Raw genomic sequence first — 14,967 nt, 5'->3', positions numbered from 1 at the left:
GTTTAGGCGCGGGCCATCACGGTGGCCGTGTCCAGCATACGGTTGGAAAAGCCCCACTCGTTGTCGTACCACGCCAGCACGCGCAGCATATTGCCTTGCTGGATCGCGGTCTGATCTAGGGCTACGATCGTGCTGTGCGGGTCGTGGTTGAAGTCGATCGAGACAAGCTCCCGCTCTGTCACGGCCATGACGCCGTTCATGCCTGTGGCGGCTTGGGTCAGGGCGGCGTTGACCTCGGCCTCGGTTGTGTCGCGGTCAAGCTCGACCACCAGATCCACACAAGAGACATTGGGCGTCGGCACGCGAATGGCGGTGCCGGCGATTTTGCCGTCAAGTTGCGGCAGCACCAGACCCACGGCCTTGGCCGCGCCGGTGGTGGTCGGGATCATCGACATCGCCGCCGCACGCGCACGGTAGAGATCGCTGTGGGCCGTGTCATGCACCGGCTGGTCGCCTGTGTAGCTGTGTACAGTGGTCATGTAGCCGCGTTTGATGCCGAAGGCCTCGTGCAAGGACAGCGCCAGCGGGGCAAGGCAGTTGGTGGTGCAAGAGGCGTTGGAGATGATCGTGTCATCCGCCGTGATGATATCGTCGTTCACACCGTAGACCACTGTCTTCATCTCGCCCTTGGCGGGGGCGGACAGCAGTACCTTGTCAGAGCCGTTTTGCAAATGCAGGCTGACGTCTTCGGCGCTGCGGAAAAAGCCCGTGCATTCCATCGCGATGTCCACATCGCCCCAATCGAGCTTCGTGGGGTCGCGTTCGGCGGTCAGGCGAATGGGGCCGCGGCCCACGTTCATCACACCGTCCGAGAAAGCAACATCGCGGCCAAAACGGCCATGCACGCTGTCGAATTCGAACAAATGCGCGCTGGTGGCGGGGGCGGTCAGATCGTTGATCGCAACCACTTCGATATCGTCGCGGCCCGTTTCCACAAGAGCGCGCAGCACGTTGCGCCCGATCCGGCCAAATCCGTTAATTCCAACCTTGATTGTCATATCGCACCTATTTCCAGTTTGTTTGCGCTAACATGCGTGTTCGCGCCAGATATAGTGCCGCAGGCCAGATTTCGCAACCTAAAGCTGGGGTCCTGTTTCGTCAGCTTGGGAATGCGGGATCGCCTAGCGCCAAAAGGCCAGCCATTCGATCAGCTCGGTCATCTTTTTCGCGAGGAACACAACGTGTTCAGTGCCGTAATAGACATAGTCGACAGCGATGGCCCCGATGATGATCAGCGCCAGTACAAATGCAATCTTGTTGGTCATGACGCGGCCCTTATCCCTTGTGCGCCCCTTCTAGGGCAGGGCAAAGGCCGCATCAAGCCTTAGCCCAGGTTGCCCATTGCCACAGCGACATCCGCCATACGCACGGAGAAAGCCCATTCGTTATCGTACCACGACAATACGCGCACAGTGCGGCCCGCCACGACGATGGTCTGGTCGGGGGCAAAGATGCTGCTGTGCTCGGTATGGTTAAAGTCGATCGAGACTTTTTGATCGGGGTCATAGGCAAACACACGGCCCATGGCGCCTTCGGCTGCGGTTTTGGCGGCCAGATTGATTTCCTCGACGGTGACATCACGCGATGCGGTAAAGGTGAGGTCGACCGCGCTGACGTTCGGGGTGGGCACGCGCATGGCGGTACCGTCCAGACGGCCCTTCAGCTGTGGCATCACTTCGCCCAACGCTTTGGCCGCACCGGTCGAGGTGGGGATGATCGCCATGGCCGCCGCACGGGCGCGGTAGAGGTCTTTGTGGCGGCGATCCAGCGTGGGCTGGTCGCCTGTGTAGCTGTGGATCGTGGTCATCAGGCCGCTTTCGATGCCGACAGATTCGTGCATCACTTTGGCCAGCGGGGCCAGACAGTTGGTGGTGCATGACCCGTTCGAGATCATCGTGTCGCTGGCCAGCAAATCGCCATCGTTGACACCAAACACAATCGTGCGGTCCACGTTCTTACCCGGCGCCGACAGCAGCACCTTTTTCGCACCTTGTTCGATGTGCGTGCGTGCCTTGTTGCCATCGTTGAACTGACCCGTGCATTCCAGCACCACGTCACACCCCGACCAGTCAAGCTCTTCCATGTTGTAGGTCGACATAACCTCGATGTCGTTCTGCCCGAGGTTCAGATATCCGTCGTCGATGCTGATCTCGTTCGGGAAGCGGCCATGCACGGAGTCGTATTTCAGCATATGCGCTGCCGTCTCGATCGGGCCTGTGGCGTTTAGCTTGATGACCTCGATGTCCTCGCGCGCGGTTTGGGCGATGTGCGAAAGGGTGCAACGGCCGATGCGGCCGAAACCGTTGATGCCGACTTTGATGGTCATGGGGGACGCTCCTGTAGGTGATCGGGTTACCAGTGCTATAGACCCCGCCCGCCTTCAGGGGCCAGAGCGAAAACCGCCTGAGAATCGGATGTTAGCGTTAAAGTTTTGGGTTAGCGGTAACAGCAGACGGCCACAGATGGTTGCAATCGCGCCTTGCTGCACTACCCTGTGATGAAACACCCGAACGGAGCTTTGGAATGAGTGGATTGATTGCCCTTTTTGACGATGTCGCAGCGATAGCAAAAGTTGCTGCATCCTCGGTGGATGACGTGATCGGGCAGGCGACCAAAGCCTCGGCCAAGGCGGCGGGGGCTGTGATTGACGATGCTGCGGTGACGCCGAAATATGTTTCGGGCTTCAAGGCCGAGCGCGAGCTGCCGATCATCTGGCGCATTACCAAGGGCAGTCTGAAAAACAAACTGCTGTATCTGCTGCCTGCAGGCCTTGCGCTGTCGGCTTTCGCGCCTTGGGCGATTGCGCCCTTGTTGATGCTGGGCGGTGCCTATCTGTGCTTTGAGGGGGCTGAAAAGGTCGCTCATGTAATGGGGTGGAGCGAGGGGCACGAGGATCACCCGCATAAAGAGACAACCATTTCCGACCCCGCCGCGCTGGAAGAGGAAAAGGCCCAAGGGGCGATCAAGACCGATTTCATCCTCTCGGCCGAGATTATGACCATCTCGCTGGCCGCGATCCCCGCAAGCAGTTTTTGGATGGAGGCGGCAACGCTGGCCGCTGTAGCGGTGATGATCACGGTGGCGGTGTACGGATCGGTGGCGTTGATTGTGAAGATGGATGATGTGGGGCTGGCCATGGCCAACAAGGGCCGTCTGTCGCCCACGCGGGCCATCGGGCGCGGATTGGTGCGCGGTATGCCCAGCTTTTTGCGCGCCCTCACGGTGGTGGGGACGGCGGCGATGCTCTGGGTCGGCGGATCGATCATTGTGCACGGGTTGGAGGAGATAGGCTTTGCCGCGCCGGCCCATGTGATCCACGATGCGGCCTATGCCGTGGGCCATGCGGTGCCAGCGGCTTGGACAGGGTTTACCGAGTGGGTGGTGAAAGCGGCAATTGACGGTGTGCTGGGTTTGGCGCTGGGATTGCTGTTGATCCCGCTGGGGGAAAAGATCGTCACACCGATCTGGCGGCGCATCTTTTCAAAGTAACGATTGGTCGGGGCAGGGCAGGTATCGGCGCCCTGTGTTCTGGATCGTCTGGTCCTGTGCCCGTCTCGGGCTTAGGTGTCCGAGCTCTGGCGGCGGTCAACTGCCGCACTTGCCAATGTGGCCAAGGCAAGCGTCGCCATGCCAAGGTGCCCGTAGATGACGTAGTTCATGAAAATTTCGCCCCATGTGCCACCCGCGAAAAGGGACAAGATTGCAGCAACGCCGCCTGTCATGATCGCTGTCAGCAAATAGGCCATTTCAATTCTCCAAAAACCGTAGGGTCCACATTACGTCCTAATCGTTAAACGGGAATGATGTTTAATCAAGACACGTACTGTTTAGGGGCCGGATGTGGCCGAACATCGCCCGAAATGTGGCAGAACTGGCACAAATTAGGCCATGACAGGCATCAATCGGTTTCCATGTTAGAAACGCAAAAGGCGAGCCCCGTTTTCGGGACTCGCCTTTAAATTGTTTTGTTCGAGAGTGTTAAAGCAGTGCTTTGGCCTTTTCAGCCACGTTTTGCGCGGTAATGCCGAACTTCACAAACAGCTCGTCCGCGGGGGCGGATGCCCCAAATCGGTCCATGCCGACAAAATCGGCTTTGCCCCATTTGCCACGCTCGCCCAGCAACCACTGGTCCCAGCCCTGACGCACACCTGCTTCGATACCGACACGCACGGCACCACCGGGCAGCACGCGCTTGCGGTAGGCTTCATCCTGCTGCGCAAACAGCTCCATGCACGGCATGGAGACAACGCGGGTGCCGATGCCTTCGGCTTGCAAGATGTCACGCGCTTCGATTGCGACACTGACCTCGGAGCCGCTGGCGATCAGGATGACCTGACGCTTGCCCTCGGCATCGACCAGCGTATAGGCGCCCTGTGCCGACAGGTTTTTGGTCTTATGCTCGGTCCGCACGGTGGGCAGGCCCTGACGCGTCAGGGACAGAACGCTTGGTGTGCTCTCTTGGGTCAGCGCCAGCTCCCACACTTCTGCCGTCTCGACCGTGTCGGCGGGGCGGAAGACCAGCGTGTTGGGCGTGCTGCGCGAGATCGCCAGATGCTCGACCGGTTGGTGCGTCGGGCCGTCTTCGCCAAGGCCGATGCTGTCGTGGGTCATCACATAGACCACAGGCACCTGCATCAGCGCGCTCAGGCGCATGGCGGGGCGGGCGTAATCGGTGAAACACATAAACGTGCCGGAGTAGGGGCGCACACCGCCGTGCAGCGCCATGCCGTTCATGGCAGAGGCCATGCCGTGTTCACGAATACCCCAATAGACATAGCGCCCATCGCGGCTGTCCAGATCGAACACACCCAGATCGGAGGTCTTGGTGTTGTTGGAACCGGTAAGGTCAGCAGAGCCGCCCACGGTTTCTGGCATGATCGGGTTGATCACTTCCAGCACCTTTTCAGACGAAGACCGCGTTGCCGCTTTGGTCGCCGCTTCGGAGGCTTGCTTTTTGAACGCTTTGATCGTCGCGCTCAGTTTCTTGGGCGCCTCGCCCGCCAATGCGCGGTTGAATGTCTCGCGCTTGGCGCGGGGCATCTTGTCGAAACGCTCCTCCCATGCGGCGCGCTCGGTGGCGCCACGGCTGCCAATCGCTTCCCATGCGGATTTGATGTCTTTGGGGATGTCAAAGGGGGCTGCGGTCCAGCCCCATGCCTCTTTCGCCGCTTCCGCCTGCGCCGGATCGGTCAATGCGCCGTGCCCCTTGGAGGTGTCTTGCGCTGCGTGGCCCAGTGCGATGTGCGTTTTGCAAGCGATCATGCTGGGCGTGTCGGTCTTTTTGGCGGCTGTCAGGGCTGCGTCAATCTCGGACGGGTTGTGGCCGTCGATTTCCTGCACGTCCCAGCCTGCGGCGCGGAAGCGCGCGACCTGATCCGTGGTGTCGGACAGGCTGACGGGCCCGTCGATGGTGATGTTGTTGTTGTCCCACATCACGATCAGCTTGCTCAGCTTGTGGCGGCCCGCGATGGTGATGGCCTCTTGGCTCACGCCTTCCATCAGGCAGCCGTCGCCCGCCATGACATACGTATAGTGGTCCACAACCTTGGCGCCGTAAGTGGCGCGCTGGATTTCCTCGGCCATGGCAAAACCTACGGAGTTGGCGATGCCCTGACCCAAGGGGCCGGTCGTCGTCTCAATCGCATCGGCAAGGAAGTTCTCGGGGTGGCCAGCGGTGCGCATGCCCATCTGGCGGAAGCCTTTGATCTGTTCGATCGGGAATTGCGCATCGCCCACAAGGTGCAGCAGCGCATAAACCAGCATAGAGCCGTGGCCCGCAGACAGGATAAACCGGTCACGGTCAGGCCAGTTGGGATCGGCGGCGTCGAACTTCAGGTGGTTGCCGAACAGGACAGTGGCCATATCGGCCATCCCGATCGGGGCACCGGAGTGGCCGGAGTTGGCATGTGCCACAGCATCCAGCGCCAAAGCGCGGATGGCGGTTGCTTTTGACCAGTGGTCGGGATTGGCGGATTGGAGGGCTTTGAGATCCACGGGATGCGGTTCCTTATAAGAGGGAAGTGCTGTTGCAGGCTCCATACCACCGCAGCGCAAAAGTTCAAGCATGGCGGCGCTTGGCACGGGGTTTCCATGCACCGCCAAGGGGGGGCATCTTCAAGCGGCGGGTGAAGTTTGCTCTCCAAGGTGCTGTTCTGAAAGGGGGGCAGTAATTCGCGGCGGCTTTGGGTAGGATTACGGAAATATTGGCTGTTAACCGATTCGCCCCCGTGGCAGGGTCGGCGACGCATACGAGTGAGTGAGAGAGGCATATGAGCGATATCGAAGAACTGCAGCGGCGGATCACTGCCGCGATGGATCAGGTCGCATTCGGTCTGGATAAAATGGGCCCCGCCACGGCAGGCCCTGACCCCGAAACCCTGCAACAGCTCGAGGACGAGCGGACCGCGAACGCACAGCTGCAAGAACGCGTGCGCAGCCTGCGCAGCAAGTCGGACGCCGAACTGGCCGCTTTGCGTGCCCAGGTGGACGAAGGCGATGCCCGCATGGCGCAACTGGATATCGAGCTGCAGCGCGTGCGCCGCGCCAATGCGCAACTCAGCGATGCCTGCGCGGCCCTGCGCGATGCCAACTCCGAAGGGGTGGGCGAGCCGCATTTGATCAACAAGGCCATGCTGGCCGAGTTGGAGGCCCTGCGCGCCGCCCGCGCCGCTGACGTGGCCGAGGCTTCGGTGATCCTCGCCAGTCTGCAGCCGCTGGTAGAGGCTGCGCAAACAAAATCCGACACACCCGAAGGAGACGCATGATGCCAGAGATCAAGATTTCCATCGGCGGACGCGAATTCGATGTGGCCTGTCAGGAGGGGGAGGAAAGCTATCTCCATGCCGCCGCCAAGATGCTGGATGACGAGGCGCAGGTGCTGGCCGATGCCGTGGGCCGCATGCCCGAGGCGCGGATGCTGCTGATGGCGGGCCTGATGCTGGCCGACAAGACCGCGAGCGTCGAAGACAAAATCGCCGAAGTCCGCGCAGAGCTGGCCGAGCGCGAGGCCGAACTCGAAGGCCTGCGCAACCTCAAGGTAGAGCCCGAGCGCATCGAGGTGCCCGTGGTGCCGCAGTCGGTCACGGACACGCTGCAAGAACTCGCCGCACGCGCCGAAGCATTGGCGGCAGCGGTGGATGAAAAAGCAGGCGGGTAGGCACCGCTCTTTAATGTGCATAGGGGGAGGACAGGGTGACCTGTCCCCCTTTTTTGTTTTTCAGCCTCTGAGTGGACTGCGATTGTTGGATGTCGTGAGATACGGTGTAGTGCGGTCAGGCTAGGGCGATGTCTGGTTTGAGCCATTTGTGCCGAATGCTATGTCGTGTGCGAACGGCGGCAATGCGCAGGATGTGAACTTTGCAAAGTTGCGTGAGCGGCTCACAGCAGACTTCGGTGCGAAACGCGTCTAATGGCTGTTCCCAGCCCAAAGCGGACATGGTGCGGGAACGATCAGTGCAGATTTTTTGCGTGTGGTCGATCGCATGCTTTAGGCAATTATGTATTTGACTAACTTAGAGCTTACTGGGACGCTCGGGTTCTACTCTTAGGAGATGTTGGCATGTCAGATCAGATCACTGTTACTTTTGAATGCAAGGTTTGTGGTTCTAGCCCAGCCACGCTGGAATTGCCCGACAACCATACCGATGACGATACAGCCAAGTGTAAATCGTGTGGTTTCGAGTTTGGGCGGTATGGAGAGATTAAGGCGAAGGCTATGGAAGCCGCTAAGTCCGAAGCCACCGACCGTATCAAAGACGTCTTCAAAAGGATGAAGGGTTGGGAGATAAAATGATTGGGCATGATGGCAATGACTGACTTTCGTAGTGGAGCCGAGTTTCAGGCGTTAATGGTCTCCCTGAGGAGGATCGAAGACGTCAATCGAGTTGCGTTTGAAGCCGCGCAGGATTCGGAGCGCAAACCTCAAGACCATCACGACCGCCGTCGCTTAGAGCAGGAAAACGAGCTGCTGAGCCGACAATTGCGCTCCGCGCTACTTAGTTCAGCCTACTCAATAGCTGAGGCAGCAATCATCGGTCTCGCCCCTAAGGTTACGAAAAAGTCTCGTGAGTTGAACCCTATCATTGAGCAGGCTCTAAGCCTTCCTGAAGGCGAAAAACCTTCTCAGCTACACATCGCACAGTACCAGCTTCAGAATGTAGCTGGCGTGTGCAAAGCTAACGATTGGGATAACGTCTGGTCCAGTTTGCACCGACTAAGGAAACTGCGGAACAAGTTAATACACTTTGGCGGGATTGGTGACGAAGAAAAACTAGCCATAAAAATAGACAGAGATGACGGTTTTCGCGCGTGGGTCGAGCCAATGTTCAAAAACTCTGAAGTCCCAATATTTGTGCTGGTCGTCGGAGAATTCCAATTCAGGAATTGGCTACAAAGGCTGCAAGCGATCATACTTGATATTGATAGCGAGTTGTCCAACACGGTGATCGAATACTGATGTGTCGCACGCTGAGGCCACGGCGCCGAAGATTTTGGACCACAACGCTTCTCCAATTACCCAGTTGACTTTGCAAAGCCCGTTTCCTGCGCGGAGCTGCCGTTCGTGCGGGGAGCAGCGAAGGTCTGGATTCCGCCAGATGTGCCAAACGAGCATGCCCGCTTTGGGCTGGGAGCCGTTATAGGATGCAATCGGGGCAGGCTCTGTTTTTGCTCGCAAACCGGGTGGGCGGCGGAACCCTAGTCAACACTCCTGTCTTGGTTACTAGCTGTTCGCATCCAACAGTCCATAGCCTTGTCTTGCCGCTGCCGGTTCCCATCCTCGAAACTCTACGCCAAAAAAACGCGCCTCCCTGCGGAGACGCGCATTTTCTCTCGGCAATCCGGAAACGCGTTAGCCGTTGGCTTCGCGGATCTTGTCTGCGGCCTCTTTGTCGAAGGCCACGCCGTTTTCGGCGAACAGTGTGTCCAACTCACCCGACAGCGTCATTTCGGTGATGATGTCGCAACCGCCGACGAATTCGCCTTTGACATAAAGCTGCGGGATGGTGGGCCAGTCGGAGTAGTCCTTGATGCCTTGGCGCAATTCTTCGTCTGCCAGTACGTTCACATCGGCATAGTCGATCTGCATGTAGTTCAGCACACCCGCGACGCGGCTGGAGAACCCGCATTGTGGCATTTCCTTGGTGCCCTTCATGAACAGGACCACGTCATTGTCGGTCACGGTTGATTTGATCTTGGTGTTTGCGTCAGTCATGGGACTTGTCCTTGTTTTTCATAAACGCAGCGTAAAAGCGCCGCGCATAGGTTTCATTATCGGCCATCGGCTGGATGGCCATATTCGCGGCGGAGGGGTTGTCACGCCCGCGGCTAAAGGCATTGCTGGTCCGCTCAAGGCTCTCGTTGCGGGCGGTTGTGCGGTTGATCTCGGTCATGTCGATGGCTTCCATCCCCAATTCAGGCTTGGGGTCGCGTTCCATTTGCGGTTGGCGCTGCGACAGGGGGCGGTAGGTTCTGCTTGCCCTGCGGTGTTGCAAGATCACGACCATGCAAAAGGCAAAGACAGCGAGGCCGATGATCGCTTCGACCATTGCGCGTTACTCTGGCACTTTGGTGGTCAGCGCCAGCGCGTGCAATTCGCCCGCCGATCCGTCCATCTTGCCTTTGAGCGCGGCATAGACGGCGCGTTGTTGTTGCACACGGTTCTTCCCGCGAAAGCTTTCGTCCGTGACCATGGCGGCCATATGCACGCCGTCATTGCCCTCGACCACGATCTGCGCGTCGGGGAATGTTTCTCGCAGAAGGTCTTCGATTTCGTGGGCTGTCATGGGCATGGGGTGTCTCCGACTTTGGGTGTTGGGACAGATGTAGTAGGCGGCGGCCCTGCGTGCAAGAGACAGCGCAATCGTGTCTTGCAATCGTGTCTTGCACATGGGCGCGGATTGTCGGACGCTGATCCCCCGATGTTTCCCCCATCTCAAAAGGATACCCTCCGTGATGCAAACCCTCACCGGCGCCCCCGAACAGGCACTTGCATGGATACGCAGCGGCAAAGGCGCGGCTCTTGCGACTGTGATCGAGACTTGGGGCTCGGCCCCGCGCCGTGTGGGCGCACAGATGGTTGTCTCTTCCGAGGCCGAGATGGAGGGCTCTGTCTCGGGCGGCTGTGTCGAGGGCGCTGTGGTGGTGGAAGCGCTGGAGGCGCTGGAGGACGGTGCGGTCAAGTTGCTGGAATACGGGGTGAGCGATGGCGATGCCTTTGCCGTGGGGCTGGCCTGTGGTGGGACGATCCGTGTGCTGGTGGAACCCATAGGGGCAGGCGGCATCCCCCAAGAGATGTTGGAGGCGCTGGTAGCGGCCCGTGCGGCGCGAACCCCCGTGGCCTATGTCACGGCGCTGGACGGTGGTGCCCGCAAGTTGGACACAACAGGCCACGCAGACCGCTTTCGCAAGGACCGCTCCGGCATAGAGGAAGACGGCAAGACATTCGTCGCCATCCACAACCCGCCCTTGCGGCTGGTGGTGGTGGGGGCGGTGCACATCGCCCAAGCGCTGGTGCCCATGGCGCGGATCGCGGGGTTTGACCCCGTGGTGATTGACCCGCGCGAGGCGTTCGGCTCTGCCGCGCGGTTCCCGGATGCGCGGGTGATTAACGACTGGCCCGACGCGGCGCTGGCGCAAGTGGGCGTAGACAGCCGTACAGCGCTGGTGCTGCTGACCCATGATCCCAAACTCGATGACCCTGCGCTGCATGTGGGGCTGCGGGCCGAGGGGTTCTATATCGGTGCGCTTGGATCCACCCGCACCCACGCGGCACGGGTGGCACGGCTGACCGAGGCGGGGTTCGACCCGCACCAGATTGCGCGCATTCGCGGGCCAGTGGGCCTTGATATCGGGGCATCGGGTCCGGCAGAGATCGCCGTGTCGATCCTTGCTCAGATGATCGAGGCGTTGCGCACCCCATGAAGTTCGGCGCAGTTCCCGTTTCACAGGCGCTGGGCTGTGTGCTGGCCCATTCTGTTGCCATCGCCAAGGGGCGGCTGCGCAAGGGGGTGGTGTTGGGCCAAGCGGATATAGATCACCTCGACGCCTTTGGCGTGACCCATGTCACCGTGGCGCGGCTGGAGCGGGGGGACGTAGACGAGAACACCGCCGCCGAGCGGTTGGCGGTATCCCTGATGCAGGGCAGCACAGCACAAAGCCGCTCGGCCCCGTTTACAGGACGGGTGAACCTGATTGCGCAGGCTGCGGGCGTGGCTGTGCTGGATGTGCCTGCGCTGCATGCCGTCAACGCCTGCGACCCGATGATTACCGTAGCCACCGTGCCCGCGCACCACCAGCTGCGCAAAGGCGATATGGTCGCCACGATCAAGATCATCTCTTACGCTGTGCCAGAGGGGGCCATAGCCACCGCCGTTAACGCGGCCCGCGGCGCGGTCAGCGTCGCCCCCGCAACCTTGCAAACGGCCACGCTCATCATCTCGGAGATTGCAGGGGGCGCGGGGGACAAGGGGCGCAGCGCCATCGAGGACCGCCTGACCGCGCTGGGCGTCACGCTGGCGCAGGTCATCGTGGTGCCCCATACCCAGGACGCCATCGCGCAGGCCATCGGGCAAGCATCCGCGCCGCTTGTGTTGATCCTCACCGGCTCTGCCACGTCCGACATTCACGATGTCGCCCCCGCCGCTCTGGTGCAAGCGGGGGGAGAGGTCACCCGATTTGGGATGCCCGTCGATCCCGGTAACCTGTTGTTTCTTGGACAGCGTCATGGGGCAGGGGGACCCCAGCAGGTTATCGGCCTGCCGGGGTGCGCGCGCTCGCCCGCGCTGAACGGGGCGGATTGGGTGCTGGCGCGGGTTGTTTGCGGTGTGGATGTGACTGCGGGTGATATCGCGGCGATGGGGGTTGGCGGCTTGCTCAAAGAGATCCCGACCCGCCCGCAACCACGGCGTGCAAAACCGTAAACCTGCGTCAAGTAAACTTTTTGGTTCTCAACATCGCGATGCCATGCTTAACTAAATCCAATCACATGAAAATAAGACACCGTCTGGGAGGACACCAATGACCCAAGTGAACATGACCGTGAATGGCAAAGCCGCCAAAGGCGAGGTGGAGGGCCGTACCCTGCTGGTGCAGTTTTTGCGCGAGAACATGGGGCTGACCGGTACGCACGTCGGCTGTGACACCAGCCAGTGCGGCGCTTGTGTGGTGCATGTGAACGGCGAAGCGGTCAAATCCTGCACCATGCTGGCGGTTGAGGCCCAAGGCGCCGAAGTCGCCACTATCGAGGGCCAAGCCGCACCAGACGGCACGCTCAACACCATCCAGCAAGCGTTTCAGGACCACCACGGCCTGCAATGCGGGTTCTGCACACCGGGTATGGTGATGTCTGCGGCGGCATTGCTCAAAGAGAACCCCAAGCCGACCGAGGCTGACGTGCGCCACTACCTTGATGGCAACATCTGCCGCTGCACGGGCTATCACAACATCGTCAAGGCAATCATGGCCGCATCCGGTCAGGACGTAGGCGCTATCGCCGCCGAATAATTCACACATATTGTGGGTCACGCCCACCCTACAGGGAGGAACGTAGGGTGGGTGAAACCCACGCTTTAGGGAGGAATAACAATGCCAAAGGATAGTGGTATCGGCGCCAGCAGCAAACGGCGCGAGGACGTCCGGTTTTTGACCGGCGAAGGCAATTACACCGACGACATCAACGTAAACGGGCAGGCGCATGTGTACTTCCTGCGCTCTGACATCGCACATGGCACGCTGACCAGCGTGGACACCTCTGCCGCTGACGGCATGGAGGGCGTGGTCAAGATCTTTACCGGCGCGGATTTCGAGGCCGTAGGCTCGGTCCCGTGTGGCTGGCAAGTCACCGACAAACACGGCGAGCCGATGCAAGAGCCGCGCCACCCCGTGCTGGCCCACGGCAAGGTCCGCCACGTAGGTGAGCCGATCGCCGCCGTGGTTGCCGAAACGCTGGAGCAAGCCCGCGACGCCGCCGAGGCGATTGTCGTCGACATTGAAGAGCTGCCCGCCGTTGTGGACATGAAAGAGGCCGTCAAAGCGGGGGCCACCAAGGTCCACGACGATCTGACCTCGAACCTGTGTTATGACTGGGGCTTTGTAGAAGAGAACAAGGGCGCTGTGGATGCGGCCTTTGAAGAGGCGGCGCATGTCACCACGCTGGAGCTGACCAATAACCGTCTGGTCGCCAACCCGATGGAGCCACGCGTGGCGGTGGGTGATTATGCCCGCGGCACGGGCGATCATACGCTCTATACCACCAGCCAGAACCCTCACGTCATCCGCCTGCTGATGGGCGCATTCGTGCTGGGCATTCCCGAACACAAGCTGCGCGTTGTGGCCCCCGATGTGGGCGGCGGGTTCGGCACCAAAATCTTCCACTATCAGGAAGAGGCATTTGTCACCTTTGCGGCCAAAGCCTGTAACCGCGCGGTTAAATGGACCTCGTCACGCTCGGAGGCGTTCATGTCGGACGCGCACGGCCGTGACCACGTCACCAAGATTGAACTGGCACTGGACGCGCAGAACAACTTTACCGCGTTGCGCACGGATACCTACGCCAACATGGGTGCCTATCTGAGCACCTTTGCGCCCTCGGTTCCGACATGGCTGCACGGCACGCTGATGGCGGGGAACTATAAAACACCGCTGATCTATGTGAACGTGAAGGCCGTCTTTACCAACACCGTTCCGGTTGATGCGTACCGCGGCGCTGGGCGCCCCGAGGCGACCTATCAGCTTGAGCGTCTGGTGGATAAAGCAGCCCACGAGCTGGGCGTAGACCCCATCAAACTGCGCCGCCAGAACTTTATCACCGAGTTCCCCTATGCCACGCCGGTAGCCGTGGAATACGACACGGGCGATTACATCGCGACGATGGACAAGCTCGAGGAGATGGCCGACATCGCGGGCTTTAAAAAGCGGCGCGAAGCGTCCGAGGCTGCGGGCAAACTGCGCGGCTTTGGCGTGAACTGCTATATCGAGGCCTGCGGCATCGCGCCGTCGAACCTCGTCGGGCAGCTGGGGGCGCGTGCGGGCCTGTTTGAGTCGTGCACCGTTCGTGTGAACGCCACCGGCGGTCTGGTTGTGATGACAGGCTCCCACAGCCACGGGCAGGGGCATGAGACGTCCTTCGCTCAGGTCGTGGCCGAGATGATCGGCATCGACGAAGGCATGGTCGAGATCGTGCATGGCGACACCGCCAACACGCCGATGGGCATGGGGACTTATGGCTCTCGATCCCTCGCCGTTGGCGGCTCTGCCATGGTACGGGCGACAGAAAAGATCATCGCCAAAGCTACGAAGATCGCCAGCCATTTGCTGGAAGCATCAGAAGCGGATGTAGAGTTGAAGGACGGGGCGTTCACCGTCGCAGGTACGGATAAATCCGTTGCTTGGGGTGATGTGACGCTGGCAGCTTATGTGCCGCACAACTACCCACTGGAAGAGATCGAGCCCGGTCTGGAAGAGACGGCGTTTTACGACCCGTCGAACTTTACCTACCCCTCAGGCGCCTATGCCTGCGAGGTCGAGCTGGACCCCGAAACGGGTCAGGTCACGATCGAGCGGTTCTCGGCGGCGGATGACTTTGGCAACATCGTGAACCCGATGATTGTGACGGGTCAGGTCCATGGCGGTCTGGCACAAGGGATCGGGCAGGCACTGCTCGAGAATTGTGCCTATGACAGCGACGGCCAGCTTTTGAGCGCGTCCTACATGGATTACGCCATGCCGCGTGCGTCGGATCTGCCGTTCTATGACGTGGATCATTCATGCCAGACGCCGTGCACCCATAACCCGCTTGGGGTGAAGGGTTGCGGCGAAGCGGGGGCGATCGGATCGCCGCCTGCCGTGGTGAACGCGGTTCTGGATGCAATGCGGTCGGGTGGGAAAGATGTGGGTCATATTGATATGCCTGTCTCGCCCAACCGTGTTTGGGAAGCGATGAATAGCTAAGTGGATTGCGGGGGCGTGATG

At 60.3% G+C, this 14,967-nt stretch carries 17 protein-coding genes; 9 read left to right on the top strand and 8 right to left on the bottom strand.

All coding sequences use genetic code 11. The features are described 5' to 3' along the window. Positions 1 to 2: 2 nt before the first annotated feature. From gap (ABMC88_RS14490) to gap (ABMC88_RS14480), 3 genes are all read right to left on the bottom strand, one after another. The gene (gene gap, locus ABMC88_RS14490) at positions 3 to 998 is read right to left on the bottom strand and encodes a type I glyceraldehyde-3-phosphate dehydrogenase (protein WP_349577607.1); all 996 of its coding nucleotides are present in this window, start codon (positions 996 to 998) and stop codon (positions 3 to 5) included. A 123-nt stretch (positions 999 to 1,121) separates the two neighbouring features. After that, positions 1,122 to 1,265 carry a hypothetical protein gene (locus tag ABMC88_RS14485; protein WP_349577606.1) on the bottom strand — a complete coding sequence of 48 codons (144 nt, stop codon included), beginning with the start codon at positions 1,263 to 1,265 and terminating at the stop codon, positions 1,122 to 1,124. A 59-nt stretch (positions 1,266 to 1,324) separates the two neighbouring features. Then, positions 1,325 to 2,326: a type I glyceraldehyde-3-phosphate dehydrogenase gene (gene gap / locus ABMC88_RS14480; protein ID WP_349577605.1), complete on the bottom strand. Its 1,002-nt coding sequence runs from the start codon at positions 2,324 to 2,326 to the stop codon at positions 1,325 to 1,327. 197 nt (positions 2,327 to 2,523) lie between these two features. Between gap (ABMC88_RS14480) and ABMC88_RS14475 the strand changes: the two genes are divergently transcribed. Then, positions 2,524 to 3,489 carry a DUF808 domain-containing protein gene (locus ABMC88_RS14475; protein WP_349577604.1) on the top strand — a complete coding sequence of 322 codons (966 nt, stop codon included), beginning with the start codon at positions 2,524 to 2,526 and terminating at the stop codon, positions 3,487 to 3,489. 71 nt (positions 3,490 to 3,560) lie between these two features. Here ABMC88_RS14475 and ABMC88_RS14470 read toward each other — a convergent pair whose 3' ends face one another. Further along, positions 3,561 to 3,746, bottom strand: coding sequence for a hypothetical protein (locus tag ABMC88_RS14470; RefSeq protein ID WP_349577603.1), 186 nt, complete (start codon positions 3,744 to 3,746; stop codon positions 3,561 to 3,563). A 232-nt stretch (positions 3,747 to 3,978) separates the two neighbouring features. Beyond that, positions 3,979 to 5,994 (bottom strand): transketolase, encoded by a 2,016-nt coding sequence (tkt, locus tag ABMC88_RS14465; RefSeq protein WP_349577700.1) that lies wholly within the window; start codon positions 5,992 to 5,994, stop codon positions 3,979 to 3,981. A gap of 275 nt (positions 5,995 to 6,269) precedes the next feature. On the opposite strand from tkt, the gene ABMC88_RS14460 reads away from it, so the two are divergent. From ABMC88_RS14460 to ABMC88_RS14445, 4 genes are all read left to right on the top strand, one after another. Continuing rightward, on the top strand, positions 6,270 to 6,764 hold the full coding sequence (locus tag ABMC88_RS14460) for a hypothetical protein (RefSeq protein WP_349577602.1): 495 nt from the start codon (positions 6,270 to 6,272) through the stop codon (positions 6,762 to 6,764). Then, the gene (locus tag ABMC88_RS14455; protein ID WP_349577699.1) at positions 6,764 to 7,156 is read left to right on the top strand and encodes a cell division protein ZapA; all 393 of its coding nucleotides are present in this window, start codon (positions 6,764 to 6,766) and stop codon (positions 7,154 to 7,156) included. The genes ABMC88_RS14460 and ABMC88_RS14455 overlap by 1 nt, the downstream gene beginning before the upstream one ends. 402 nt (positions 7,157 to 7,558) lie before the next feature. After that, positions 7,559 to 7,792 (top strand): hypothetical protein, encoded by a 234-nt coding sequence (locus tag ABMC88_RS14450; protein WP_349577601.1) that lies wholly within the window; start codon positions 7,559 to 7,561, stop codon positions 7,790 to 7,792. Positions 7,793 to 7,798: 6 nt separating this feature from the next. Then, positions 7,799 to 8,455: a hypothetical protein gene (locus ABMC88_RS14445; RefSeq protein ID WP_349577600.1), complete on the top strand. Its 657-nt coding sequence runs from the start codon at positions 7,799 to 7,801 to the stop codon at positions 8,453 to 8,455. 393 nt (positions 8,456 to 8,848) lie between these two features. On the opposite strand, the gene grxD is transcribed toward ABMC88_RS14445, so the two are convergent. Genes grxD through ABMC88_RS14430 form a run of 3 tightly spaced genes read right to left on the bottom strand, consistent with a single transcriptional unit; the run spans position 8,849 to position 9,788 of the window. Beyond that, positions 8,849 to 9,211, bottom strand: a complete 363-nt coding sequence (gene grxD / locus ABMC88_RS14440; RefSeq protein WP_349577599.1) for a Grx4 family monothiol glutaredoxin — start codon at positions 9,209 to 9,211, stop codon at positions 8,849 to 8,851. Beyond that, the gene (locus ABMC88_RS14435) at positions 9,204 to 9,545 is read right to left on the bottom strand and encodes a hypothetical protein (RefSeq protein ID WP_349577598.1); all 342 of its coding nucleotides are present in this window, start codon (positions 9,543 to 9,545) and stop codon (positions 9,204 to 9,206) included. The genes grxD and ABMC88_RS14435 overlap by 8 nt, the downstream gene beginning before the upstream one ends. A 6-nt stretch (positions 9,546 to 9,551) precedes the next feature. Continuing rightward, complete coding sequence (locus ABMC88_RS14430) at positions 9,552 to 9,788, bottom strand: BolA/IbaG family iron-sulfur metabolism protein (protein WP_349577597.1); 237 nt, start codon at positions 9,786 to 9,788, stop codon at positions 9,552 to 9,554. Between the two features lie 163 nt (positions 9,789 to 9,951). On the opposite strand from ABMC88_RS14430, the gene ABMC88_RS14425 reads away from it, so the two are divergent. The 4 genes from ABMC88_RS14425 (at position 9,952) to ABMC88_RS14410 (ending at position 14,946) form a co-directional block, all read left to right on the top strand. After that, on the top strand, positions 9,952 to 10,920 hold the full coding sequence (locus tag ABMC88_RS14425) for an XdhC family protein (protein WP_349577596.1): 969 nt from the start codon (positions 9,952 to 9,954) through the stop codon (positions 10,918 to 10,920). Further along, positions 10,917 to 11,918: a molybdopterin-binding protein gene (locus ABMC88_RS14420; protein WP_349577595.1), complete on the top strand. Its 1,002-nt coding sequence runs from the start codon at positions 10,917 to 10,919 to the stop codon at positions 11,916 to 11,918. The genes ABMC88_RS14425 and ABMC88_RS14420 overlap by 4 nt, the downstream gene beginning before the upstream one ends. A gap of 97 nt (positions 11,919 to 12,015) precedes the next feature. After that, positions 12,016 to 12,501 (top strand): (2Fe-2S)-binding protein, encoded by a 486-nt coding sequence (locus ABMC88_RS14415; protein WP_349577594.1) that lies wholly within the window; start codon positions 12,016 to 12,018, stop codon positions 12,499 to 12,501. Between the two features lie 81 nt (positions 12,502 to 12,582). Then, positions 12,583 to 14,946: a xanthine dehydrogenase family protein molybdopterin-binding subunit gene (locus ABMC88_RS14410; RefSeq protein WP_349577593.1), complete on the top strand. Its 2,364-nt coding sequence runs from the start codon at positions 12,583 to 12,585 to the stop codon at positions 14,944 to 14,946. Positions 14,947 to 14,967: the final 21 nt, after the last annotated feature.

It is taken from the genome of Sulfitobacter aquimarinus (genome assembly GCF_040149565.1).
Taxonomy (GTDB): domain Bacteria; phylum Pseudomonadota; class Alphaproteobacteria; order Rhodobacterales; family Rhodobacteraceae; genus Sulfitobacter; species Sulfitobacter aquimarinus.
Note: the sequence above shows the minus strand (reverse complement) of the source record. Positions and strands in the feature narration are given on the sequence as shown.

Bases quoted from the DNA above. Each gene is read 5' to 3' on its own strand.
- gap (WP_349577607.1), bottom strand. From the start codon at position 998: ATGACAATCAAGGTTGGAATTAACGGATTTGGCCGGATCGGGCGCAAC.
- ABMC88_RS14485 (WP_349577606.1), bottom strand. From the start codon at position 1,265: ATGACCAACAAGATTGCATTTGTACTGGCGCTGATCATCATCGGGGCC.
- gap (WP_349577605.1), bottom strand. From the start codon at position 2,326: ATGACCATCAAAGTCGGCATCAACGGTTTCGGCCGCATCGGCCGTTGC.
- ABMC88_RS14475 (WP_349577604.1), top strand. From the start codon at position 2,524: ATGAGTGGATTGATTGCCCTTTTTGACGATGTCGCAGCGATAGCAAAA.
- ABMC88_RS14470 (WP_349577603.1), bottom strand. From the start codon at position 3,746: ATGGCCTATTTGCTGACAGCGATCATGACAGGCGGCGTTGCTGCAATC.
- ABMC88_RS14460 (WP_349577602.1), top strand. From the start codon at position 6,270: ATGAGCGATATCGAAGAACTGCAGCGGCGGATCACTGCCGCGATGGAT.
- ABMC88_RS14455 (WP_349577699.1), top strand. From the start codon at position 6,764: ATGCCAGAGATCAAGATTTCCATCGGCGGACGCGAATTCGATGTGGCC.
- ABMC88_RS14450 (WP_349577601.1), top strand. From the start codon at position 7,559: ATGTCAGATCAGATCACTGTTACTTTTGAATGCAAGGTTTGTGGTTCT.
- ABMC88_RS14445 (WP_349577600.1), top strand. From the start codon at position 7,799: ATGATGGCAATGACTGACTTTCGTAGTGGAGCCGAGTTTCAGGCGTTA.
- grxD (WP_349577599.1), bottom strand. From the start codon at position 9,211: ATGACTGACGCAAACACCAAGATCAAATCAACCGTGACCGACAATGAC.
- ABMC88_RS14435 (WP_349577598.1), bottom strand. From the start codon at position 9,545: ATGGTCGAAGCGATCATCGGCCTCGCTGTCTTTGCCTTTTGCATGGTC.
- ABMC88_RS14430 (WP_349577597.1), bottom strand. From the start codon at position 9,788: ATGCCCATGACAGCCCACGAAATCGAAGACCTTCTGCGAGAAACATTC.
- ABMC88_RS14425 (WP_349577596.1), top strand. From the start codon at position 9,952: ATGCAAACCCTCACCGGCGCCCCCGAACAGGCACTTGCATGGATACGC.
- ABMC88_RS14420 (WP_349577595.1), top strand. From the start codon at position 10,917: ATGAAGTTCGGCGCAGTTCCCGTTTCACAGGCGCTGGGCTGTGTGCTG.
- ABMC88_RS14415 (WP_349577594.1), top strand. From the start codon at position 12,016: ATGACCCAAGTGAACATGACCGTGAATGGCAAAGCCGCCAAAGGCGAG.
- ABMC88_RS14410 (WP_349577593.1), top strand. From the start codon at position 12,583: ATGCCAAAGGATAGTGGTATCGGCGCCAGCAGCAAACGGCGCGAGGAC.